Raw genomic sequence first — 20,579 nt, forward strand, 5'->3', positions numbered from 1 at the left:
TTCAGGCGAACTTGCTGTTGAGCGTCGCGAGCTGGTCCGAGATGGTCTTGAGCGTTTCGGCCATCGACGTGCTGTTCGACAGCGAGGAGAACTGGGCCAGCTGGGTCACCATCTGGATGTTGTCGGTCGGCTGGGTCGGATCCTGGTTCTGCAGCTGCGCGGTCAGCAGCTTCAGGAAGTCCCCCGCCCCGAGCGAGTCCCAGCCCGATTTCTTCGAGGTTGTGGTTGCCGTCGCGGTAGTCGCAGTGGCGGCGGTGTTGGTGACAGATGTGGTCATCACTTCATCCTCATCGTTTCGAGCATCAGCTGCTTGGCGGTCTGCATCGCCTCGACCACGTTCTGGTACTGGCGGCTGCTTTCGAGCATCTCGACCATCTCGGCGTTTTCATCGACCGGGGCGGACCAGACATCACCGTTGGCATCGGCCAGCGGGTGATCGGGGTTGTGCTCGCGGATGGGCGTGGCATCGGAGCGGTAGACGCCATCGACCTTGACCGTCGAAAGACCGGTCGCGCCATCGAGCTGCTGGGCAAACACCGCGCGCAACGGGCGGTAGGCTTCCTGTTCGCTGGCGGCGACCGTCCCGGCATTGGCCAGGTTCGACGCGGCGGCGTTCATCCGGACCAGCTGCGCCGACATCGCCCGACCGGCGACATCGAACAGCGTCATGGGGTTGCGATTGACGGGGCCGGCCACGATCAATCGCCCTTGATCGCGCGGGTGATCGTTTCCACCCGGCCCTTGATGAAGCTGAGCGTGGCGGAATAGCCGACCGCGTTTTCGGCAAAGGCGGTCTGTTCGGTGGCCATTTCGACGGTGTTGCCATCGAGGCTGGGCATGACCGGCACGCGGTAGCGCGTTGCCGTGCTGATCGCCTTGTCCTCGCTGGCGCCGCTGGTGCGGGCGGCAAGGGCCGTGGCAAAGTCGATGTCCTTGGCCTTGTAGCCCGGGGTGCCGGCATTGGCGATGTTCGAGGCGAGCTGGCCCATGCGTTGCGAGCGCAGTTCCAGCGCCGCGCCGTGAATTCCGAATAAGGTATCGCTCATCGTATGAGGGCCCTTGGTGCGGGGTGAGAGTATTCGTGCCGATCATTCAGCAAAGGGCGTGCCAATTGCGGCGAAACTTGCTGCAATGGGCGCCGATCCGCGCTTTGCAGTCTGCGCAGCGAGGTCCTGGCATCGTGTGCTTCCGGCAAAGCGTTGCCGCCTCCGGCAAAATCAGGGCGGGACCTGAATTTGTCTTCCGCCGTGCCGTTCTCGTTGGGGAGGAGGAACGAGCGCGCCATGGAGCTTGCCCATCTTATCAATACGTCCGCCGCGCTGGTTGTCGGCGGCGGCACCCTGCTTGCCACGGTCCTGCGCTGCGGGATCGGTGATTGCCGCACGACGCTCGTCGCCCTCGGCCGGCTGGCGCGCCCGACGTTCCATGCCGACAAGGTGCGGGCGGATCTTGCAGGGCAGGTCGCCCAAATCCGTCAGGACGGCGTGCTGCGCGCGCGCTTCCGCCATGTTGGCGATGCCGCCTTTGACGAGGCGACCGACGCCCTGATCCGTTCCCGATCGATCGAGGCCCTGATCGAACGCCATGAGCAGCACCGCCAGCGAAGGCGCACCGCGGCAACCGCTGCGGCGCGGACTTTGTTTCAGGCAGCCGATCTCGGCCCCGTGTTCGGCCTTGCCGGAACGCTCGTTTCACTGAGCCAGCTGCCCGCCGAAGGCGTTGCCCGGGCGGCGCTGTCCGGTGCCATCTCGCTTGCCGTGCTGACCACGCTTTATGGCGTGCTGATCGCCAACATCGTGTTCGCCCCGCTGGCCCGCGCCGTTGAGCGCCAGGCCGAAGCAGAAGAAGCGGCACGGCAGGAGGTGATCGACTGGCTTTCCTGGCAACTCGCGCCCGCCCTGCCGACGCAAGTCGCCGCCACGCGCGCTCCGGCCAGAACGCGTGGCGAGCCGGCGGCGTCAACGGCTCCAGCCGCGGCGGGGCCCGCTGCGGCGTCTGCCGATGCGCCCTTGCCAAGCGAAACCAGCATCGTGGACGAGGCAGCCTGACCCTTGCGCCCGTCGCTCACCTGGCAGACCATCCTTGCGGACCTGTCGCTGATCCTGTTCATGGTGACGGCCTCTGCGCTGTCCGATCCAGCGGCGGCGCCTGCCGCAAAGCCGCCGCTTCCTCCGCCAGCCCCAAAGGTGATGACCGCATCGCCGCAAGGGGAGCCGGTCGGCGTGTGGCGTGAAGCGCCCGGGATGCCAGCCCTTGCGCAATGGATAACGCAGGAAGGCGCCGATCCACGGCTGCGGGCGACGGTGCTGGTGCGCGAAACCGGCGATGCGCGGCGTGCACTGGACCACGCTCAACGGCTTGTCGCCCAGCTTGGCCCGCTCGAGCCCCATGCCCGGGTCGTGGTCGAGCCGAGCGGGCGCGACGGGGCAGGGGCCACCGTCACGCTGGGCTACGATGCCGATCCGGCGACGCGATGATGGCTGCGAGCCTGTGGCACGAAAATTGCTACACTCATCGCAAGATCAACAGCTTGCCGAGACAGTTCATGTTCAGCCGCCGCACCCTGACCCTTGTCGCCCCACTCGCCGGCCTGCTGCTGGCCGCACCGGCAACGGCTGCGGGTTTCGTCGATCCCGCGGCGATCGACCGGGCCGTGTCCGAATTTACCGGTTTGCCGATCGGTGTGCCGGGCGGCGCGCAATTGCCGGTCGATCGCCGGCTGCGGCTGCTGCCGTGTTCCGCTCCGTTCGCCCTGAGCTGGCGGAGCGCCGCGCATGACAGCGTGGTGGTGCAGTGTCCCGATCCGCGAGGTTGGCGGATCTTCGTGGCTGTGACGGGCCAGGCACAATCCGATGCAGGCCCCGCGGTGGCCAAGGGCGATGCCGTGACCATTGCCGCCACGGGGGACGGCTTTTCCGTGTCGCAACCGGGAGAAGCGCTCGACGCAGGGCCGGTGGGTGCCTGGATACGTGTTCGCACGAGTGCCAAGGCGGACTCGATGCGGGCCAAGATCGTGCGCCCCGGCCTTGTCGAACTGCCTGTAGAATAAGGCTTTTGCCGCCGGTCGGCAAAAAATCGCCGCTCCGGCTTAAAACGGGCCGCGCAACGTCGTTCTCTGCAATGTAACAACGCCGAGGAGCGGGACCATGCCACCCATTGAAATCGGACCGTCGCGCCCGGTTGGCGCGGTTCAGGTGAAAACCATCTGTGCCGACACCGGTCAGGTAGAGACGACCAAGACTTCGACGCCTGCAAGCGCCGCGCCGAAGATCGAAACCAGCGATGCCGTCAAGGGCGGTGCCGCACCGATCGATTCCGAGCGGGTCGCCACGATCCGCAAGGCCATCGACGAAGGCCGCTACCCGGTCATCCCCACCAGGATCGCCGACGCGATGATTGCCGCCGGAATGTTGTTGAGGAGCCCGCAGTAATGGCCATGTCGCTTGCCGCGCACGAGATTGCCCGCGAACCCATTGTGGACCCCGTGGAGCTTCGCGACACGTTGCGGCAGATGCTTGCCGTGCTCGAAGACGAAAGGCACGCGCTTGCAGGCCTGGACGTCGATGCGATCATGGGCTGCGCGGTGGGCAAGAACGCGCTCTGCGGGCGTCTCGACACCGCAGCCATGGCGATGGTCGACGAGGAATGCCGCGGATTGCTTGATGCTGCGCGGCGCCTGAACGAGGCAAACCGCCGCGTTCGCAACCTTATTGCGGCGAACGTGGCGCAGCGGCTTGACGCCATGACGGGTCAGCCCGCGCTGTATCGCGCCCATGCCGCGCCCGCGCGGATCGGTCGCGCGCGCTGAGCGCAAGCCGCATTCCGGCAAGGGCCACAGTTTGGCACGGCCCTTGCTGATCCCCTTTCGTGTGCCCCGCAGGGCGCGATGGAAAGGGAAGTGCGTGAGTTCAGTCCAGTCACTGCCGGGCGCGGGAAGGTCCGGCGAAGTCCACGCCGCGATCGCGCGCGCCGCCGAAGCCACGGGCGTAGATTTCAGTTATCTGCTTGCCCAGGCCAAGCTTGAATCCGGCCTCGATCCCTCGGCGCAGGCACGAACCTCCAGCGCCAGTGGCCTATACCAATTCACCGATGCGACCTGGCTTCGCACCTTGGGCAACCACGGCGCCGACCATGGCATGGGCTGGGCATCCGACGCGATCCAGAGCGGCGCCGTCCGCGATCCGCAGGTCCGTTCGCAATTGATGGCGCTGCGCTCCGATCCGCAAGTTGCTGCGCTCATGGCCGGCGAACTGGCCAACGACAATCGCGCCTACCTCGGCACAAATCTTGGCCGCGAACCGGACAGCGCCGAACTCTACATGGCGCACTTCCTCGGCTCGGAAGGCGCGGTGCGCTTCCTTTCCGCGCTCGATTCGGACCCCTCGCAATCCGCCGCCGCGATCCTGCCCAAGGCTGCCGCAGCCAACCGCGCGATATTCTTTGGCGCAGGCGGTGCGCGCAGCGTGGGCGAAGTAATGGACCTGGTGCGCGGACGGCTGGAGGCGGCGATGCCCGGTGTCGGCAGCACTTTGCCGGGGGCCGGCACTCTTGCCTATGGCGATGCCGCCTACCGCCCGACGCCGACGCTCGACTACCTGCCGGTTCCACTTACCCGCACGGGCGCCGAAGCGCCGACCTGGGGCGGGGACGTGGCGCGCGAATATCATGCCGTCGCCGCCGCCATGCCCACGGGCACGGCCCTCGCTTCTGCCACGATGGCCGATACCTTGCGCGAAACGTTCGGTATCGCCGAGGGCGGCGCAGCTCCGCAGCATGTACGCGCCGCCTATGGCCGCCTGCGCGCCTTCGGGCTCTGACGCATGCTGAAACGCTTCGGTTCAAGTCCGGGCGCTTTGGCGCTTCCGGCCGGGATTCTTACGCTCATCGTGCTGATGATCGTGCCGATCCCTTCGTTTCTGCTCGACGTGTTCTTCGTGCTCAACATCGCGCTTTCGGTCGCGATCCTGATGGCAGCGATGAACGCGGAAAAGCCGCTCGACTTCTCGTCCTTCCCGAGCGTGCTGCTGTTCGCAACGTTGCTGCGCCTCTCGCTCAACGTCGCCTCGACCCGCGTCGTGCTGGTCCACGGCCATGAAGGCGGAGCAGCCGCCGGCCACGTAATCGAAAGCTTCGGCGCGTTCCTGATCGGCGGCAATTTCGCGGTCGGGCTGTTCGTCTTCCTGATCCTGATGATCATCAACATGGTCGTCGTCACCCGCGGCGCCGGGCGCGTTTCGGAAGTGTCCGCGCGCTTCACGCTCGATGCCTTGCCCGGCAAACAGATGGCGATCGACGCCGATCTTGCCGCCGGCCTGTGCACCGCGGACGAAGCCAAGAACCGCCGTCGCGAAGTTTCGACCGAGGCCGATTTCTACGGCTCGATGGACGGTGCGAGCAAGTTCGTGAAGGGCGATGCGGTCGCTGCCCTGCTAATCCTTGGCGTCAACATCATCGCCGGCTTCTGCCTCGGCATGCTCAGCCACGGTCTTTCCGCGGGCGATTCCGCGCAACGCTACATCACGCTTGCCGTGGGGGATGCGCTGGTGGCGCAGGTGCCGTCGCTGCTGCTTTCGATTGCTGCCGCCGTCATCGTCACGCGCGTGACCGACACGCGCGACCTGTCTGGCCAGATCGGCGGGCAGTTCGCCAGTCCGCGCACCTGGCTGCCAGTCGCCGTGATCCTGGGCGCGATCGGCGCGATCCCGGCGATGCCGCAGACGGTCTTCCTGCCCGCGGCCGGCCTTGCCGGTTGGCTGTGGTGGAGCCTGAAGAAGCGCGAGGAGCGTTCGCGCCAGGCGCCCGTGGTTGAAGTCCTGCCGCCGCCCGATCCTTCGCGGATCACGCTCGAGGATGTCAGCGACCACACGCTCGTCACCATCGAGCTGGGCTATGGCCTCGTCCATCTCGTCGACGAGCGCCGTGGCGCACCGCTCGTCGCGCGCATCACCGGCGTGCGCAAGCAGTTGAGCCAGGCGTTCGGCTTCGTCGTCCCGCAGTTCCGGGTGCGCGATTCGCTCGAACTGCCGCCGGGCGACTATCGCATCCTGCTGGGTGGAGTCCTGCTCGGCAATGCCGCGATCCGGGCAGACCGGGTGCTGGCGATCGATGCGGGCGAGGCGCGGCGCGATCACGACCTGATGGGCGAGCCCACGCGCGATCCGAGCTTCGGTTGTCCCGCGCTGTGGATCGAACCCGCGCAGCGCGATCAGGCGATCGCCGAGGGTTTCCTCACGGTCGATGCCAGCACGGTCGTTGCGACCCACCTCAACCAGTTGCTGGGCGAGCGGCCGCACATGCTGCTCGGCCCTGACGAGGTGCGTTCGATCATCGAAGGCGTGCGTGAACGCAGCGCTGGCCTGGTCGAAACGATCCATCCCAATCCGCTGTCGCTCGGCGCGCTGACCCGCCTGTTCCACGCGCTGCTCGAGGACGGCATCAGCGTCGCCCACCCGCTGCCGATCCTGTCGGCGATCGGGCAGGCCGTGCAGCAATCCACTGAGCACGAACGCATGATCGATATCGTCCGCGCAGAGCTCGGCTCGATGATCGTCGCGCGGATCTGCCCACCCACGCAACGGCTGCCGGTGCTGACGCTCGAAGCCGGGCTCGAACAGATGATCGTCAACGGCATGCACGATCCCGTGACCGGCCAGCCGGTGATCGAGCCCGATCTGGCGCGTGCCATCGGCGAACGCGTGGCCGACATCGTTGCGGAACGTGGCCCTGCCGCGCCGCCCATGGCGCTTATCGTCCAGCCACGCGCACGGCGCGCGCTGGCCGCGCTGCTGCGCCTGCGGGCGCCGGGATGCCTTGTCATCTCGATCTCCGAATTGCCGCCGACGCAGCCGATCGAGGTCGTCTCGGTCATCGGCGAAGCGCCGGCGCCGCCCTCCTTGCCTGCTCCCACCGCTCAGGGACTTGCCGCATGAACTACGATCACCGCAGTTTCGCCGCCGCGCGCGCCTATCGCGACGACACGGCCGACCGCATCCGTCGCTTCCTTCCCATGGTCCGCCGCCTTGCCTGGCATGTGCACGGATCGGGGCGTGCCGGGATGGAGCTTGACGACTTGGTCCAGGCCGGGCTCGTCGCGCTGACCGAATGCGCGCAGAAGCACGCCGGTCCGACCGAGGACGGCTTTGCCGCCTATGCCAAGCTCCGTGTCCGTGGGGCCATGGTCGACCTTGTCCGCCGGGCCAATCCGCTGTCGCGATCGGCAGCAGACCGACGGCGCACGTTGCGCGATGCGACAGCTGCGTTGCAGACCAGGCTGGGGCGCGAACCCACCGAGCTTGAACTTGCGGCAGAGCTGGGCGTTTCAGGCGCCGATCTTGCCGACCTGCGCGCTGCGGCCGAGCCGGTGCGCTTCGAAGCCATCGACGATGCCTATTCGGATAGCGACAGTGCCTTCGCCGACGACCGGCCCGACAGCTTCGCGCTGCTGGCCGATGCCGAAATGCGCGAGCAGATTGCCGAAGCGATCGCAACGCTGCCGGAGCGGCTGATGATGATCATCCAGCTCTATTTCGTCGAGGAACTGAACCTTGCCGAAATCGCCGAGGTGCTGCAGGTGTCGGTACCGCGAGTGCACCAGCTCAAGGCTCAGGCGCTCGACAAGCTGCGCTCTGCACTGGGCGACGGGTTCGAGGTGTTGTGATGCCCCGCAACGACAGACCGATTTAGCGGCTTGCACAGGTCCCTCTTTTCTGTTTAATCGTTCGATTAAACAACTTTCCTGGAGAGGGACATGGCAATCAAGACCCGTATCACCGAAATGCTCGGCATCGAGCACCCGATCGTGCAGGGCGGCATGATGTGGGTCGGCACCGCCGATCTTGCCGCTGCCGTGTCGAATGCGGGCGGCCTTGGCATCATCACCGCGCTTACCCAGCCGACCCCCGATGCGCTGCGCGCGGAGATCGATCGCTGCCGCACGCTGACCGACAAGCCGTTCGGTGTGAACCTCACCATCCTGCCCTCGATCAATCCGCCGCCCTATGCCGAATATCGCCAGGCGATAATCGATTCCGGAATCAAGATCGTCGAGACGGCTGGCTACAAGCCACAGGAGCACGTCGATCACTTCAAGGAGCACGGGATCAAGGTGATCCACAAGTGCACCGCGGTCCGCCACGCACTGTCGGCTGAACGCATGGGTGTCGACGCGATCTCGATCGACGGCTTCGAATGCGCCGGCCACCCGGGCGAAGACGATATCCCGGGCCTGATCCTGATCCCTGCGGCCGCAGACAAGGTCAAGATTCCGATGCTCGCCAGCGGCGGCTTCGGCGACGGTCGCGGGCTCGTCGCGGCGCTCGCGCTGGGCGCCGAGGGCATCAACATGGGCACACGCTTCTGTGCCACCGTCGAAGCGCCCATCCACCAGGGCATCAAGCAGGCGATGGTCGATAACGACGAGCGCGCCACCGAGCTGATGTTCCGCAGCTATCACAACACCGCCCGCGTCGCGAAGAACAAGGTTGCGGTGGAAGCCGTCGCCATCGAACGGTCTGGCCAGCCATTCGAAGCCATTGCCCATCTCGTCAACGGGAAGCGCGGCAAGGAAGGGCTCGAAAACGGCGATCCTGATCATGGCATCTGGACCGCTGGCATGATCCAAGGCCTGATCCACGACATTCCGACCTGCCAGGTCCTGATCGACCGGATCATGGCCGAGGCCGAAGGCATCCTGAAGCAGCGCCTCGCCGGGTTCCTGGCATGAAGATCGACGCAACCACCAGCGCCGTCGTCACCGGCGGCGCATCGGGCCTCGGACGCGCGACGGCCGAAGCGCTTGGCGCTGCCGGCGTTAAGGTGGCGATCTTCGACCTTAACGAAGAGGCGGGCGAGGAAGTCGCCAACGCGATCGGCGGCCTTTTCTGCAAGGTCGACATCATGAGCGAGGAGTCGGTCGTGGCCGGCTTTGCCAAGGCGCGTGCCGCCCACGGGCAGGAGCGGATCACCGTTCACTGCGCAATGGCCAGCCGTAAGGGCAAGACGATCAGCCGCAACCGTGAGACCGGCGAATTCGTCCGTCTTTCGACCGAAGACTATGCCTTCGCGGCCGAGGGTATCCTGATCGCCAGCTACCGCGTCGCATCGCTCTCGGCGCTGGGCATGGCCAGCCTCGAGCCGCTCGAAGATGGCGAGCGCGGGGTGATCACGCTCACGGCATCGGTCGCTGCGCAGGATGCCCAGATCGGGCAGGTTGCCTACGGTTCGCTCAAGGCAGGCGTTAATGGCCTTGTCCTGCCGATGGCGCGTGACCTGATGGACCTGGGCATCCGCGTCAATTCGATCATGCCCGGCATTTTCGGCACTCCACTGCTCGGCCGCCTGCCAGAGAACGTGAAGGAAAGCCTCAACGCTTCGGTCCCCTTCCCGAAGCGTCTGGGCAAGCCCGAGGAATACGCCAGCCTGGCGATGGAACTGGTGCGCAATTCCTACTTCAATGGGCAGGCCATCCGCCTCGACGGCGCGATCCGCATGGCGCCGCGCTGATCGTCAGGACTTGGACCCGGGGGCGGCGACCATGATGGGATCGCCGACCCCGATCCGCTTGCCATCGGTAACGATGATCCTGTCACCGACCTTGGTGACTGCGAACAGCCGCCTGGCGAATTCCTCCGGCACGCCGACGCAGCCGTTGGTGGCATAGCCCTTGCGCACATTTGCGCCGTGGATCGACACGCCATCGTTCGTCATGCGCAGCATGTACGGCATTGGCGCATCGTAAATGTTCGAAACGTGGTCGGCGTCCTTCTCCATGATCGGGAAGACGCCGAGCGGGGTGGGCTTGTCGCCATAGCCCTTGAGGATGGCCGTCGCGCCGATCTCGTGCCCGTCACGGAATACCGACAGGGTGCGCGCGGCAAGGTCGACGGTGATGACTGTCGGCCCGGACGGTCCCTTGCTTTCGTCCCAGTAGAACTGCCCGTATTTGATCGGGCCGTCGATCTTGAGGATCGACCTGACCACGAACGGCCCATCGGGCAGGGGCTTGAGCGGTGCTGGCGAAGCGATGGTAGGCGCGGCCGACGACGGTGCGGCGGCACTGACCTCGATCGATCCGATCCGGTGGCGCAGCTTCGCGCTGGCGATGTCCACCACGTCACCGCCTGCCTGCCAGAACAGCAGCCCGCCAAGCACCGCGATCACGCCGGCCACAGGCAGGACCAGCGGGTTGCGGCTCAGGAAATCGAACGGTCCGGACTTGCGCATGACGGCGGGCTTATCTTCCTTTTCGCGGCGGCAATACCATAATGGATGTGATGGCGACGAGTCCCTTCAGGCCAGCGCAATGATCGCCATGGCATGTGTGCGTCGATGGAACAGGTGACCTCGTTCTGGCGCATGTTCGAGCGCTACCTCGACAGTGCGCCACCCCTTCTGCTTGGTGTCTTTGCGGCCATTGCCTTGAGCATGCTGGCAGCGGGCCTGGGCCGGGTATCGCCCCGGCTCGGCGGCTTCCTGCGCTTTAGCGGCAACATGCTGCTGCTGGGCGTGTTCGCGCTGGCGGCGATGCGCTTCATCCGGCTGGATCCGGCGTTCGATTCCCTGAGCGCGAACCTTGCCATGCCCGCCCAGACCGTATCGGGCGGAGAAACGCGCGTGCCCCTGTCGGCTGACGGACATTACTGGATCGAGGCGCGGGTCAACGGCACGCCGCAGCGCTTCATGGTCGACACGGGCGCGACCCTGACGGCGATATCCACCGAAGTCGCCCGGGCGGCGGACATTCGCCCCGATCCGCTGCGCTTGCCGGTTATCGTCCGCACCGCGAACGGGTCGACGCAGGCGCAGATGGCGCGGATCGGCGAAGTGCGCTTCGGCTCGATCGTCGCGCGCGACATGGACGCGATCGTCACCGGATCGACCGGCGGCCTCAACGTCCTTGGCATGAACTTCCTCTCGCGGCTCAAGGGCTGGCGCGTAGAGGACGGCGTGCTGGTACTTACGCCGCGTCATGCACAGGCGGCTTCGGTTCAGGACTGACCGGGCCAACTCCTAGCCAGGTGAGCCGGCGCCACACCGCTTCGAGCGGCCCCTGCCGGTAACGCGCAAGCCACCAGCGCGGCCAGGCGAGCATCGCCAGCCAGCCCAGTAGAACGAAGGCGGGCAGGGCGCCCCTTGGCAAAGATCGCGAAAGGTCAAGCCCCCATCCGGCGAACAGCGCGGACATCAGCACCGTCGTGCCGAGGTAGTTGGTGAACGCGCAGCGGCCCGCAAGCATGATCCGCCGCGCGAACGCCGCCGTTTCGACACGCGGCCAGATCAGCATCAGCAAGGCGGCATAGCCCATCGCCATCAGCAGGTGGGGCAGGGCCGACAGGTTGCCCAGCGCCGCGAACATGGCGCGGGGCGGAAAGCCGTGGCGCCACAGCCAGCCGAGCAATGCCAGCGTCATCGCTGCGCCAGTACCGGTCCCCAGGATCGCGAGGCGGCGCATGGCCTTGGCCGGCCACGCACCCGCGAAGAAGCCGCTCATCTGCAGCGCCATGCCCACCAGCATCAGCGGGAAGGTTTCGGTCACCGTTGCCAGCAGCGTTTCGAATGGCAGGAAGGGTGCAGTTTTCAGGCGCAGGCGGATCGCCTCGAAAAATCCTGCATGCAAGATCCTGAGATCAGCCGTCACAGACGCGGCAATTCGGACCATCATGCCGGCCTGATCCGCCATGTCGGCCGCGCCCGCCTGACCGGCAAGCACGCGCTGCTCCGCCGCAATCCCCTGCAATTCGCCGATCGCGCCGACGCCGTGGCTCATGAAATAGATGGCAAGGCCCAGCGCTGCGAGCGTGGTCGGCGCAAGACGGCGCAGCGCCAGCGCCCCGAAGCCGCACAGTGCATAGGGAAACAGGATGTCACCCCACCACAGCAGCAGATAGTGCAGGTATCCGGCAAGGGCGAGCCAGAAGAGGCGCCTCGCCTGCATCCATTCGGGCTGCAAGCCCCGCCGCCCGACCATGTCGCAGAACAGGGCGAGGCTGGCGCCGAACAGCAACGTGAACAGGACGCGCATCTTGCCTTCGAACACCACGAAGGCGAATGCGAACCATGCAGTGCCGGCGGCATCCGACTGGCCGATGCGCGGGCTGAACGTGGCCAGCGTGGGGCCCCAGAAACCCGTCACGTTGATTGCCAGGATGCCGAGGATGGCGACACCGCGGACGAAGTCTAGTGCTTCGATCCGGTCAGTCCCGGCGGGGGGCGTCGCGTGAAGAGACGCGGATGGCGCGGTCAAGCGCTCAGGGTTTCGTGACGAGGCAGGTGATGCCCGCCGCCTTCAGCCCGCCACAGGCGCGCGTCGCGTCGGCTTCGCTGGCATAGCCGCCGGCCTGCAGGCGCGTGATGCCTTGCGCCGAAAGGTCGATGCGGGCGTGGCCGGCGATTTCCGGCCGCAGCCGCGCCTTGGCCCACAACGCATCGGCGTTGGCCTTTGTGGCGAAGGCGCCCAACTGGACGCGCCACGGACCCGCGGCCGGAATTGGCCTTGTCGAAGACGGGGCAGATGGCGTGGAAGTGGCGCTGGCAGGAGCCGTTGCGGGCTTGGGGCCGCGCGAAGACCGCGGCGGAAGCGTGACCGCGCCGGCATAGTCGGCGCCTGCGCTGACGGGGCGGGTCGGATCGCTTTCGTAAGCCGGCACGCCTGCTGCCTGTCCGACCACGCGCACTGGCCGTGGCGGCACGGGCGCAGGGGTGGGCGGCGACGGAGGCTGGAGTTGCGGTTGGGGCTGCGGCTGGATTTGGGCGGCGGCGGCAGCTTCCTGCACGGCAAGGCCTCTCGCCGTGCCCAGGTCGGCGCCGCCAAGCTGGGTGGCGCGGGCGCGCTCTTCGCGCTGCTGCAATTCGCCGGCTAGCGCGATGCCGCGCTGGCGCTGGTCGAGCGGGATCGTCTGGTTCATCGTCGCAAGGCCCGACAGCGCCTGCGGCAGGCCGCTCGCCGCCGCGCGCGTCAGCAAAGCATAAGCACGGACCCAGTCGCGAGGTGCGAAGTCGCCGTTGAAGGCCGCCACCCCGACCAGGTATTGCGCTCTCGGCTCGCCCCGTTCGGCCGATTGTTCAAGCCAGGGCATCGCGTCCTTTTGGCGACCTGCCTGGAACACCAGAAGGCCATAGTTGTCCGCCGCGCGGGCATGGCCCTGTTCGGCCGCGGCGCGGTAGAACTGCTCGGCCTTGGCGAGATCGGGTGCGACTCCGCGCCCCAGCTTGTAGGCCTGCGCCATGTCGAACTGCGCGTCCGGATCGCCCTTGGCCGCCGGGCCCTGCCATTCCTTGACGGCACGCGCGTAATCGCCCTTGGTCCAGGCCTCGACTCCGGCACGGACGTCGGCAAATGCAGGCGCGGCCAGCAGCATGGCCGGCAGGGCGAGAATGATGACCGGTCGGCGCATGGATCGAGGCTTTCCCTTGTCTAGCCGCCAATAAAGCACAAGCGTTACAATAGCAGACATAGTCAACAAGGCATTAGCAAAGGCTTGACGACGCAAGCCCTGTCCCGGTTCGGGTCACGCAAGGGCGTTAACCAATATTTTAGGCAGTTTTGCGATTCCTACCGGCGAACCTGTTCCAAGGCTTCCAGGGGGATACGTTGCGCGTACTGGCATTGGCATCGCAGAAGGGTGGGTCCGGCAAGACGACCTTGTCCGGTCATCTCGCCGTTCAGGCCCAACGCGCGGGCGCCGGCCCGGTTGTCCTGATCGACATCGATCCGCAAGGGTCGCTGTCGGACTGGTGGAACGAGCGCGAGGCGGAATATCCCGCTTTTGCCCAGACCACCGTTTCGCGACTGGCTGCCGATCTGGCCATCCTGCGCCAGCAGGGCTTCAAGCTGGCCGTGATCGACACGCCGCCGGCGATCACCATGGCGATCCAGTCGGTCATCTCGGTTGCCGAACTCGTCGTCGTTCCCACGCGCCCCAGCCCGCATGATCTGCGCGCCGTCGGCGCCACCGTCGATCTGTGCGAGCGGGCGGGCAAGCCGCTGATCTTCGTAGTAAACGCGGCAACGCCTAATGCACGGATCACCGCCGAGGCCGCCGTCGCGCTTTCGCAGCACGGCACCGTGGCGCCGGTGACGCTGCACCATCGCACCGACTTTGCCTCGTCGATGATCGACGGGCGCACGGTCATGGAAACCGATCCGCGCGGCAAGTCCGCGTACGAAGTCACCCAGCTGTGGACTTACGTGTCCGAGCGGCTCGAAAAGAACTTCCGCCGCACCGTGTTCGCCGTGCCGCAGCCTGCCGCGTCCGCCGCGCCGCTGTCGCTTGCCGGTGCCCCGCGCCCTGCCGGTGGCTTCGGTCGCCGCGTGATCGGCTCGTGACGGAGGAAACCGACATGGCCGAACCTCGCCCCGTCGCCTCGCTCACTGCGGGGCTCCTCGCGCGCAAGGGCACCGCTCGCCCGGCGATGCGCCCGCAACTCCATTCCTTCGGCTTCGATGAAAGCCCCCGCCTGCCGCCCGTCCACAACGACGCTTTTTCGCCCGAAGACGATCTGGGCTGGAACGACATGGGCGAAGACAGCGCACCGGCGGAGATCCCCGGCGGCGTCGTTGCCATCACCCCGCACACGCCGGTGGCCGACGAAGCACCGCAACCCGAAGTGCTGCGCCAGATCGATTCGCTGGTCGACGTCATCACCCGCAAGGCCGCGATGGACGCGCGCGTCGCCGCGGCCGAGGCGCAGGCCATGCCACGCCCGTCGCGCCGCAAGGGTGAAGCACTGAAGGAAGGCCGCAAGGCGGCGTTTACCCTGCGCCTAGATGCCGAACGCCACCTGCGCCTGCGCATCGCCGCCGCGATCGAAAGCCGCAGCGCACAAGCGGTCGTCGCAGAGGCGCTTGACCATTTTCTTAACGCCATTCCGGGCATGGACGACCTTGCTCGTCGTGCGCGCGACCAGTGAACCTCGGGGAACAGACGTCATGACCCTCCGCGCCGATACGAAACGCCTTGTGACCGTTCGGGTGGCCCTGTCACTTTCGACGATCGTTGCTGCCGGCTTGCTTGCCGGGTGCACCTCCGGTCCGCATCCGTCGCGGCTCGCTGCCGGCGCGGAAGCGGCGGCCGTTGCCGGAAAGGCGGACAAGGGCGTATCGCTAGCGGAACAGGCCGTGCTGGCCGACCCGCGGAACCCTGCCTATCGCACGCTGCTCGGCAATGCCTATCTGCGCGCCGGCCGGTTCGAATCGGCTCGCCAGGCGTTCGATGAATCGATGCAGCTTGGCGAAGACAGCGGCAAGGCCGCGCTCAGCCTGGCGCTGGCAGACATCGCGCTGGGCCGCTTCGATACCGCCGCCGACACGCTGGAAGCCTATCGCGCGGCGATCCCGGCTTCGGACTACGGTCTCGCCATGGCGATGAGCGGCCGCACCGTGCAGGGCGTGAGCATTCTGGTGGGAGCCATCCGCGGGGGCGATAATTCGCCGAAGATGCGCCAGAACCTTGCCTTCGCCTATGCGCTGGCCGGACAATGGCGCGAAGCCCGCGTGATGGCGGCGCAGGACCTTTCGGCCGATCAGCTCGATGCGCGCATGCAGCAGTGGCTGCTCACGGCGGGCCCGCGCGAAACGCGCACCCGGGTCGCCACGCTGCTCGGTGCGCCGGTCCGCGCCGATGCCGGCCAGCCGCAGGCGCTGGCGCTGGCCAACTTCCCCGATGCGACGGGCGCGCGTCAGGCCGACGCCACCCCGAACACTCCTGCCGCGCCCGCCCCTGAGGTCGCGCCCCAGCTCGCACAGGCCGCGGCGCAGGAACTGCCACCCCTGCCTTCGGGCGAGTCGGCAAAGGCAACCCCCGCTGCTGCCCCCGCGCCGACGATCGCGGATGCCAGCCGCACGCCGTCGATGCTCCTTGCCGCCATCGATGCCCCGCAGCCGCGCCCGGCCTACCGTGTGGTGGGTGCCAACGTCGCGCACAAGCCGTCGATGATCGCGCGCGCGCCGCTGTCGGGCGGGACTCACCTTGTACAGTTGGGCGCGTTCTCAACCTCGGAAGGCGCGCAGCGCGCCTGGCGCCACTTCGTCGCGAAGAACCCCGCGCTCGGCGCACACAAGCCGGTGATCGCGCAGGTGACCGTCAACGGGCGTCAATTCTGGCGCGTCCAGGCTGCCGGCTTCCAGGGCTATGCCCGTGCCAGCGCGCTCTGCGGCAGCGTGAAGGCCAAGGGCGGATCGTGCCTGGTGATGGCCAGCGCAGCGCGCAGCGGTCCCGCACCGATGTCGGAAACGAGATTTGCCCGCCGGCGCTGAGCCGACGGTCTGGATTACCCCCTGAAATGAACCAACTGGGGCCGGGCGAGATCGTCCGGCCCCGTTTTTGTCGGCGTATGGTCAGTCGACCCGGCTTCCGCCCTTGAACAGGGCGACCACGCGTCCTTCCACCGGGCGGCGATCGAACGGGGTGTTGCCCGCAGCCGCCGCCATCTTGTCCGAATCGACGATCCATGGACGGACCGGATCGACCAACGCGATGTCGGCCTGCGCGCCAGCGCACAGCACTCCGGCATCGACGCCGAGCAGCGTGGCGGGATTGCGCGCCAGCAGGGCAAACGCACGCGCCATGTCGATATGGCCATCGCGCACCAGCGTCAGCGTCAGCGGCAGCAGCGTCTCGGCGCCCGCCATGCCCGGCTCGGCATCGCTGAACGGCAGGCGCTTGTCTTCCGCCCCGCGCGGATCGTGGCCCGAACCGATCACGTCGATGGTCCCATCGGCGATCGCCGCAATCACGGCCTTGCGGTCGGCATCGCTGCGCAGCGGCGGAGACAGGCGGCAAAACGTGCGGAAATTGGCTAGCTCGAGGTCCGAGAGCATGAAGTGGGCCGGCGTCACGCCTGCTGTCACGCGGATGCCCCGGGTCTTGGCCGCGCGCACCAGATCGAGCGCCCGCGCCGTCGTCACCTGCCGGAAATGCAGCCGCGCGCCGGTCATTTCAGCCAGCGCGATGTCGCGTGCGACGGCTAGCGCCTCCGCCTCGGCCGGAGCCGACGGCAGGCCCAAGCGCGTCGCCATCTCGCCCGCAGTCGCCACGGCGCTGCCGGTCACCCCGGCATCCTCGGCATGGGTCACCACGACAAGACCCAGCATCGCGCAATAGGACAGGAGGCGCAGCATCACGCCCGAATCGCCAATCCACTGCCGCCCGGTGGCGACCGCGCGCGCGCCGGCATCGCGCATCAGGGCGAGTTCGGCGAGGTGCGCACCTTCGAGACCCACCGTCGCTGCAGCCAGCGGATGCACCCACATGTCCGGCTTGCCTGACTGCGCCGCAAAGCGCACGCGCGCCGGGTGGTCGAGCGGCGGGCTCTGGTCGGGCATCAGCGCGGCGCGGGTAATGCCGCCGAAGTGGAACGCGGGCTTGTCGACCGCGAAGACGCCGAGGTCGACGAGGCCGGGCGCCACCAGCGCACCCCTTGCATCCACGACGTCGTCGCCGTCGTGCGCCTGAATGTCGGGCCCGATGGCGGCGATCCGCCCGTCGACGCAGCGAATGGCGCCAAGGACCGGTTCGCCTTCGGGCAGGACGAGGCGGCCGCCGATGATGGTGAGCGGGCGCGGGGTCATGCGGCGTCTCCGGAAAGGGCATTCCAGCCGGGAACGCGGCGCGTCCGGCGGGTCAGCACGTCGAGACAGGCCATGCGGATGGCGACGCCACGCTCCACCTGGTCGGTGATCAGGCTGCGGGTGGGATGGTCGGCAACCTGGCTGTCGATCTCGATGCCGCGGTTCATCGGGCCGGGATGCATGACAAGCGCCCCCGCGTCCGCCTTCGCCAGCCGATCAAGCGTCAGGCCATAGAGGTAGCGATATTCGCGCGGCGAGGGGATGAACTGGCCCTGCATCCGCTCCTGCTGCAGGCGCAGCATCATCACGATCTGTGCACCTTGCAGCGCAGCGTCGAAATCGTGGAACACGCGCACGCCCATGGCCTCGATATCGGCGGGCATCAGCGCCGGCGGGGCGCAGACGCTGATATCGGCACCGAGCGCGGTAAGGCTCAGGATATTCGAGCGCGCCACGCGGCTGTGCAGGATATCGCCGCAGATCGTGACCTTCAGCCCGTTGAGGTCGCTGCCGGGCGCAAGCTTCAGCGCATGGCGCATGGTCAGCGCGTCGAGCAGCGCCTGCGTCGGGTGTTCGTGCTGGCCGTCGCCGGCATTCAGCACCGGACAATCGACCTTTTCGGCAATCAACCGCACCGCGCCCGAGCTGCCGTGGCGGATCACGATGGCGTCGGCGCGCATGGCGTTCAGCGTCATCGCGGTGTCGATCAGCGTCTCGCCCTTCTTCACGCTGCTGGTGGCGGCATGCATGTTGACCACGTCCGCGCCCAGCCGCTTGCCGGCGATTTCGAAGCTCAGCAACGTGCGCGTCGAGTTTTCGAAGAAGGCGTTGATGATGGTCAGGCCCGAAAGGACTTCGGCGCGCTTGTGCGACTGACGGTTGAGTTCGACCCACTGCTCGGCTTCGTCGAGCAGATAGAGGATCTCGTGCCGGGCAAGCTGGGCGATGCCGGTCAGATCGCGGTGCTGGAAGGCGAGGCCGCCCTGCGGATAGCGTCCTTGCGGGTCCCGATCGACGGGGTTGGGGTTCGATGGTTGCATCGAAGACCACCCGTTAGTCTGCATAGTGTCTGCACTCAAGGGTTCGGGGTGGCAAGTTGCCGCGCAGGCCCGTAGATATCCCCCATGAACTTTGCCCGCTCGGTCTGGAAGATCCTTGTCGCCATCAAGGACGGCCTCGTCCTCGTGTTCCTGCTCCTGTTCTTCTGGGCGCTCTATGCGGTGCTGACGATGCGCCCGACAGCGGGGATGGTCCGCGACGGCGCGCTCTACGTAACGCTCGATGGACCGGTGGTGGAAGAAAAGGCGCGGCTCGACCCGACCGCGCTGCTGCTTTCGCGCCAGGCGCCCCAGCACGAAGTGCAGACCCGCGATCTGGCGCAGGCCATCGAATCGGCGGCGGACGACAGCCGGATCAAGGCCGTCGTGCTCGATCTCGAAGATTTCCCCGGCGGCAGCCAGGTGGCGATGGAGCGCATCGGTGCAGCGATGGACAAGGTCCGCGCGGCCAGGAAGCCCGTGCTGGTGCGCGCCATGCTCTACACCGACGATGCCGCCCTGCTCGCCGCCCATGCAAGCGAGGCGTGGGTCGATCCGGTCGGTGGACTGGTCCTTACCGGGCCCGGCGGCACGCAGCTCTACTACAAGACCCTGCTCGACAAGCTGCAGGTGAAGGCACACGTCTTCAAGGTCGGCACCTACAAGAGCGCGGTCGAGCCCTATATGCGCGCCGATGCCTCGCCCGAAGCCAAGCAGAACCTGCAGGCCCTGCTCGGGTCGCTGTGGGAAGACTGGCAGGCGAACGTCAAGCGCGCCCGCCCCAAGGCTGACATCGCGGCGATCACCAGCGATCCGGTGAAGTGGCTCGCAGCTTCGAACGGCGATGCGGCGCAGGCGGCGGTACGCTCGGGCCTGGTCGACCACATCGGCGACAAGGTGGCTTTCGGCCGCCACGTGGCCGAAATCGTCGGCGCCGATCCGGCAGGCCCGGACGGCGCATTCCGTTCTACCGGGCTTTCGACGTACCTCGCCGATCGACCCGCGCCATCCTCGGGCGATGCGATTGCCGTCGTCACGGTCGCGGGCGACATCGTCGATGGCAACGCGGGCCCGGGCGCTGCGGGGGGTGACCGCATTGCCGACCTGATCGACCAGGCGGCCTCCTCCGGCAACTATTCGGCGCTGGTGGTCAGGGTCGATTCGCCAGGCGGCTCAGTGCCTGCGGCCGAGCGCATTCGCGCTGCCATCGAGCGGATGAAGGCCCGCAAGATTCCGGTCGTGGTGTCGATGGGAAGTCTTGCCGCCAGCGGTGGCTACTGGGTTTCGACTCCGGCTGACCGCATTTTCGCCGAACCGGCGACGATCACCGGCTCGATCGGCGTGTTCGCGGTGATACCGACGTTCGAAGGCGCGCTGGGCAAGCTCGGTGTGACCACTGACGGCGTCCGCACCACACCGCTATCCGGCCAGCCCGACGTCCTTGGCGGGCTCAACCCGCAGATCGAGGCCGTTACCCAGAGCGAAATCGACGGGATCTACACCCGCTTCCTCGGCCTGGTCGGCAAGTCGCGCGGTAAGACCAGCGACCAGGTCGATGCCATCGCGCAAGGGCGCGTGTGGGACGGGGGCACCGCGCGCCAGATCGGTCTTGTCGATCAGTTCGGCGGCGTGGAAGACGCGCTCGCCTACGCAGCCTCGAAGGCCGGCGCCAAGCAATGGCATGCGGTCTGGCTGGGGGCGAGCAGCGATACCTTCGATAGCGTGATCGAACAGATCATGGGATCGAGCGCCGATCAGGGCGATGGCCAGGCAGGCGCGCGGGACATTGCCGGGCTGGTTTCGCGTCGGCAGGGCCAGCTTGCCAGCCGCCTGCTCGCCGATCTCGATCGCCTGACAAGCGGGGTCGGAGCACAGGTCTATTGCGTCGAATGCGCCGGCTTTTCCGCGCCGGCGCAGGCCAACCAAGAGCAGACAGGGATCTGGAAAACCCTGCTGCTCCGGCTGCTTGGCTGAAA

At 67.1% G+C, this 20,579-nt stretch carries 23 protein-coding genes; 15 read left to right on the forward strand and 8 right to left on the reverse strand.

The features are described from left to right. Nucleotide 1: 1 nt before the first annotated feature. From AACH40_RS03155 to flgB, 3 genes are read right to left on the reverse strand one after another with little or no spacing between them, the layout of a single operon-like run. On the reverse strand, nucleotides 2–277 hold the full coding sequence (locus AACH40_RS03155; protein ID WP_169492234.1) for a flagellar hook assembly protein FlgD: 276 nt from the start codon (nucleotides 275–277) through the stop codon (nucleotides 2–4). After that, the gene (gene flgC / locus AACH40_RS03160) at nucleotides 277–669 is read right to left on the reverse strand and encodes a flagellar basal body rod protein FlgC (RefSeq protein WP_169492784.1); all 393 of its coding nucleotides are present in this window, start codon (nucleotides 667–669) and stop codon (nucleotides 277–279) included. The genes AACH40_RS03155 and flgC overlap by 1 nt, the downstream gene beginning before the upstream one ends. 29 nt (nucleotides 670–698) lie before the next feature. Then, entirely contained in the window at nucleotides 699–1,046 is a 348-nt protein-coding gene (flgB, locus tag AACH40_RS03165; protein WP_169492235.1) for a flagellar basal body rod protein FlgB, read from the reverse strand. A gap of 237 nt (nucleotides 1,047–1,283) precedes the next feature. Between flgB and AACH40_RS03170 the strand changes: the two genes are divergently transcribed. The 10 genes from AACH40_RS03170 (at nucleotide 1,284) to AACH40_RS03215 (ending at nucleotide 9,501) form a co-directional block, all read left to right on the forward strand. Further along, entirely contained in the window at nucleotides 1,284–2,048 is a 765-nt protein-coding gene (locus AACH40_RS03170) for a MotA/TolQ/ExbB proton channel family protein (RefSeq protein ID WP_338644158.1), read from the forward strand. A gap of 3 nt (nucleotides 2,049–2,051) precedes the next feature. Then, nucleotides 2,052–2,477: a hypothetical protein gene (locus AACH40_RS03175; protein ID WP_169492237.1), complete on the forward strand. Its 426-nt coding sequence runs from the start codon at nucleotides 2,052–2,054 to the stop codon at nucleotides 2,475–2,477. 53 nt (nucleotides 2,478–2,530) lie between these two features. Further along, nucleotides 2,531–3,049: a flagella basal body P-ring formation protein FlgA gene (locus AACH40_RS03180; protein ID WP_338644159.1), complete on the forward strand. Its 519-nt coding sequence runs from the start codon at nucleotides 2,531–2,533 to the stop codon at nucleotides 3,047–3,049. 97 nt (nucleotides 3,050–3,146) lie between these two features. Beyond that, nucleotides 3,147–3,431, forward strand: a complete 285-nt coding sequence (gene flgM / locus AACH40_RS03185) for a flagellar biosynthesis anti-sigma factor FlgM (RefSeq protein WP_169492238.1) — start codon at nucleotides 3,147–3,149, stop codon at nucleotides 3,429–3,431. Continuing rightward, nucleotides 3,431–3,808, forward strand: coding sequence for a flagellar protein FlgN (locus AACH40_RS03190; RefSeq protein WP_338644161.1), 378 nt, complete (start codon nucleotides 3,431–3,433; stop codon nucleotides 3,806–3,808). The genes flgM and AACH40_RS03190 overlap by 1 nt, the downstream gene beginning before the upstream one ends. A gap of 94 nt (nucleotides 3,809–3,902) precedes the next feature. Continuing rightward, entirely contained in the window at nucleotides 3,903–4,817 is a 915-nt protein-coding gene (locus AACH40_RS03195; protein WP_338644163.1) for a lytic transglycosylase domain-containing protein, read from the forward strand. Between the two features lie 3 nt (nucleotides 4,818–4,820). Continuing rightward, complete coding sequence (locus AACH40_RS03200; RefSeq protein WP_338644164.1) at nucleotides 4,821–6,929, forward strand: flagellar biosynthesis protein FlhA; 2,109 nt, start codon at nucleotides 4,821–4,823, stop codon at nucleotides 6,927–6,929. Beyond that, nucleotides 6,926–7,657 (forward strand): sigma-70 family RNA polymerase sigma factor, encoded by a 732-nt coding sequence (locus AACH40_RS03205; RefSeq protein ID WP_338644165.1) that lies wholly within the window; start codon nucleotides 6,926–6,928, stop codon nucleotides 7,655–7,657. Before AACH40_RS03200 ends, AACH40_RS03205 begins: the two co-directional genes overlap by 4 nt. A 90-nt stretch (nucleotides 7,658–7,747) precedes the next feature. Continuing rightward, nucleotides 7,748–8,722, forward strand: coding sequence for an NAD(P)H-dependent flavin oxidoreductase (locus AACH40_RS03210; protein WP_169492242.1), 975 nt, complete (start codon nucleotides 7,748–7,750; stop codon nucleotides 8,720–8,722). After that, nucleotides 8,719–9,501, forward strand: a complete 783-nt coding sequence (locus AACH40_RS03215) for an SDR family oxidoreductase (RefSeq protein WP_338644166.1) — start codon at nucleotides 8,719–8,721, stop codon at nucleotides 9,499–9,501. The genes AACH40_RS03210 and AACH40_RS03215 overlap by 4 nt, the downstream gene beginning before the upstream one ends. A 3-nt stretch (nucleotides 9,502–9,504) precedes the next feature. Here AACH40_RS03215 and AACH40_RS03220 read toward each other — a convergent pair whose 3' ends face one another. Continuing rightward, nucleotides 9,505–10,221, reverse strand: a complete 717-nt coding sequence (locus AACH40_RS03220) for a L,D-transpeptidase family protein (protein WP_338644167.1) — start codon at nucleotides 10,219–10,221, stop codon at nucleotides 9,505–9,507. A gap of 105 nt (nucleotides 10,222–10,326) precedes the next feature. On the opposite strand from AACH40_RS03220, the gene AACH40_RS03225 reads away from it, so the two are divergent. Then, on the forward strand, nucleotides 10,327–10,995 hold the full coding sequence (locus tag AACH40_RS03225) for a retropepsin-like aspartic protease family protein (RefSeq protein ID WP_338644168.1): 669 nt from the start codon (nucleotides 10,327–10,329) through the stop codon (nucleotides 10,993–10,995). Here the strand turns inward: AACH40_RS03225 and AACH40_RS03230 are convergent. Both AACH40_RS03230 and AACH40_RS03235 read right to left on the reverse strand, forming a co-directional pair. Next, the gene (locus AACH40_RS03230) at nucleotides 10,955–12,241 is read right to left on the reverse strand and encodes a DUF418 domain-containing protein (protein WP_338644169.1); all 1,287 of its coding nucleotides are present in this window, start codon (nucleotides 12,239–12,241) and stop codon (nucleotides 10,955–10,957) included. The two genes, AACH40_RS03225 and AACH40_RS03230, sit on opposite strands and share 41 nt — an antisense overlap. 4 nt (nucleotides 12,242–12,245) lie before the next feature. Then, nucleotides 12,246–13,391 carry an SPOR domain-containing protein gene (locus AACH40_RS03235; protein WP_338644170.1) on the reverse strand — a complete coding sequence of 382 codons (1,146 nt, stop codon included), beginning with the start codon at nucleotides 13,389–13,391 and terminating at the stop codon, nucleotides 12,246–12,248. Nucleotides 13,392–13,588: 197 nt separating this feature from the next. On the opposite strand from AACH40_RS03235, the gene AACH40_RS03240 reads away from it, so the two are divergent. From AACH40_RS03240 to AACH40_RS03250, 3 genes are read left to right on the forward strand one after another with little or no spacing between them, the layout of a single operon-like run. Continuing rightward, nucleotides 13,589–14,323, forward strand: a complete 735-nt coding sequence (locus AACH40_RS03240; RefSeq protein ID WP_169492248.1) for a ParA family protein — start codon at nucleotides 13,589–13,591, stop codon at nucleotides 14,321–14,323. Between the two features lie 14 nt (nucleotides 14,324–14,337). After that, nucleotides 14,338–14,907 (forward strand): hypothetical protein, encoded by a 570-nt coding sequence (locus tag AACH40_RS03245; RefSeq protein ID WP_169492249.1) that lies wholly within the window; start codon nucleotides 14,338–14,340, stop codon nucleotides 14,905–14,907. Nucleotides 14,908–14,926: 19 nt separating this feature from the next. Further along, nucleotides 14,927–16,252 carry an SPOR domain-containing protein gene (locus AACH40_RS03250; RefSeq protein WP_338644171.1) on the forward strand — a complete coding sequence of 442 codons (1,326 nt, stop codon included), beginning with the start codon at nucleotides 14,927–14,929 and terminating at the stop codon, nucleotides 16,250–16,252. A gap of 81 nt (nucleotides 16,253–16,333) precedes the next feature. Here AACH40_RS03250 and AACH40_RS03255 read toward each other — a convergent pair whose 3' ends face one another. Together AACH40_RS03255 and AACH40_RS03260 are read right to left on the reverse strand one after the other, a co-directional pair. Continuing rightward, nucleotides 16,334–17,566, reverse strand: a complete 1,233-nt coding sequence (locus AACH40_RS03255) for a dihydroorotase (RefSeq protein ID WP_338644172.1) — start codon at nucleotides 17,564–17,566, stop codon at nucleotides 16,334–16,336. Then, nucleotides 17,563–18,606, reverse strand: coding sequence for an aspartate carbamoyltransferase catalytic subunit (locus AACH40_RS03260; protein ID WP_338644173.1), 1,044 nt, complete (start codon nucleotides 18,604–18,606; stop codon nucleotides 17,563–17,565). The genes AACH40_RS03255 and AACH40_RS03260 overlap by 4 nt, the downstream gene beginning before the upstream one ends. Nucleotides 18,607–18,690: 84 nt before the next feature. Here AACH40_RS03260 and sppA point away from each other — a divergent pair, with 84 nt between their 5' ends. Beyond that, complete coding sequence (sppA, locus tag AACH40_RS03265) at nucleotides 18,691–20,577, forward strand: signal peptide peptidase SppA (protein WP_338644174.1); 1,887 nt, start codon at nucleotides 18,691–18,693, stop codon at nucleotides 20,575–20,577. Nucleotides 20,578–20,579: the final 2 nt, after the last annotated feature.

This window comes from Novosphingobium olei (assembly GCF_037076535.1).
Classification (GTDB): Bacteria; Pseudomonadota; Alphaproteobacteria; order Sphingomonadales; family Sphingomonadaceae; genus Novosphingobium; species Novosphingobium olei.

Coding starts and splice junctions, on each gene's coding strand:
- flgC (WP_169492784.1), bottom strand. CDS start 669: ATGACGCTGTTCGATGTCGCCGGTCGGGCGATGTCGGCGCAGCTGGTC.
- sppA (WP_338644174.1), top strand. CDS start 18,691: ATGAACTTTGCCCGCTCGGTCTGGAAGATCCTTGTCGCCATCAAGGAC.
- AACH40_RS03260 (WP_338644173.1), bottom strand. CDS start 18,606: ATGCAACCATCGAACCCCAACCCCGTCGATCGGGACCCGCAAGGACGC.
- AACH40_RS03250 (WP_338644171.1), top strand. CDS start 14,927: ATGACCCTCCGCGCCGATACGAAACGCCTTGTGACCGTTCGGGTGGCC.
- AACH40_RS03205 (WP_338644165.1), top strand. CDS start 6,926: ATGAACTACGATCACCGCAGTTTCGCCGCCGCGCGCGCCTATCGCGAC.
- AACH40_RS03225 (WP_338644168.1), top strand. CDS start 10,327: ATGGAACAGGTGACCTCGTTCTGGCGCATGTTCGAGCGCTACCTCGAC.
- AACH40_RS03255 (WP_338644172.1), bottom strand. CDS start 17,566: ATGACCCCGCGCCCGCTCACCATCATCGGCGGCCGCCTCGTCCTGCCC.
- AACH40_RS03190 (WP_338644161.1), top strand. CDS start 3,431: ATGGCCATGTCGCTTGCCGCGCACGAGATTGCCCGCGAACCCATTGTG.
- AACH40_RS03155 (WP_169492234.1), bottom strand. CDS start 277: ATGACCACATCTGTCACCAACACCGCCGCCACTGCGACTACCGCGACG.
- flgM (WP_169492238.1), top strand. CDS start 3,147: ATGCCACCCATTGAAATCGGACCGTCGCGCCCGGTTGGCGCGGTTCAG.
- AACH40_RS03210 (WP_169492242.1), top strand. CDS start 7,748: ATGGCAATCAAGACCCGTATCACCGAAATGCTCGGCATCGAGCACCCG.
- AACH40_RS03220 (WP_338644167.1), bottom strand. CDS start 10,221: ATGCGCAAGTCCGGACCGTTCGATTTCCTGAGCCGCAACCCGCTGGTC.
- AACH40_RS03215 (WP_338644166.1), top strand. CDS start 8,719: ATGAAGATCGACGCAACCACCAGCGCCGTCGTCACCGGCGGCGCATCG.
- AACH40_RS03200 (WP_338644164.1), top strand. CDS start 4,821: ATGCTGAAACGCTTCGGTTCAAGTCCGGGCGCTTTGGCGCTTCCGGCC.
- AACH40_RS03245 (WP_169492249.1), top strand. CDS start 14,338: ATGGCCGAACCTCGCCCCGTCGCCTCGCTCACTGCGGGGCTCCTCGCG.
- AACH40_RS03170 (WP_338644158.1), top strand. CDS start 1,284: ATGGAGCTTGCCCATCTTATCAATACGTCCGCCGCGCTGGTTGTCGGC.
- AACH40_RS03235 (WP_338644170.1), bottom strand. CDS start 13,391: ATGCGCCGACCGGTCATCATTCTCGCCCTGCCGGCCATGCTGCTGGCC.
- flgB (WP_169492235.1), bottom strand. CDS start 1,046: ATGAGCGATACCTTATTCGGAATTCACGGCGCGGCGCTGGAACTGCGC.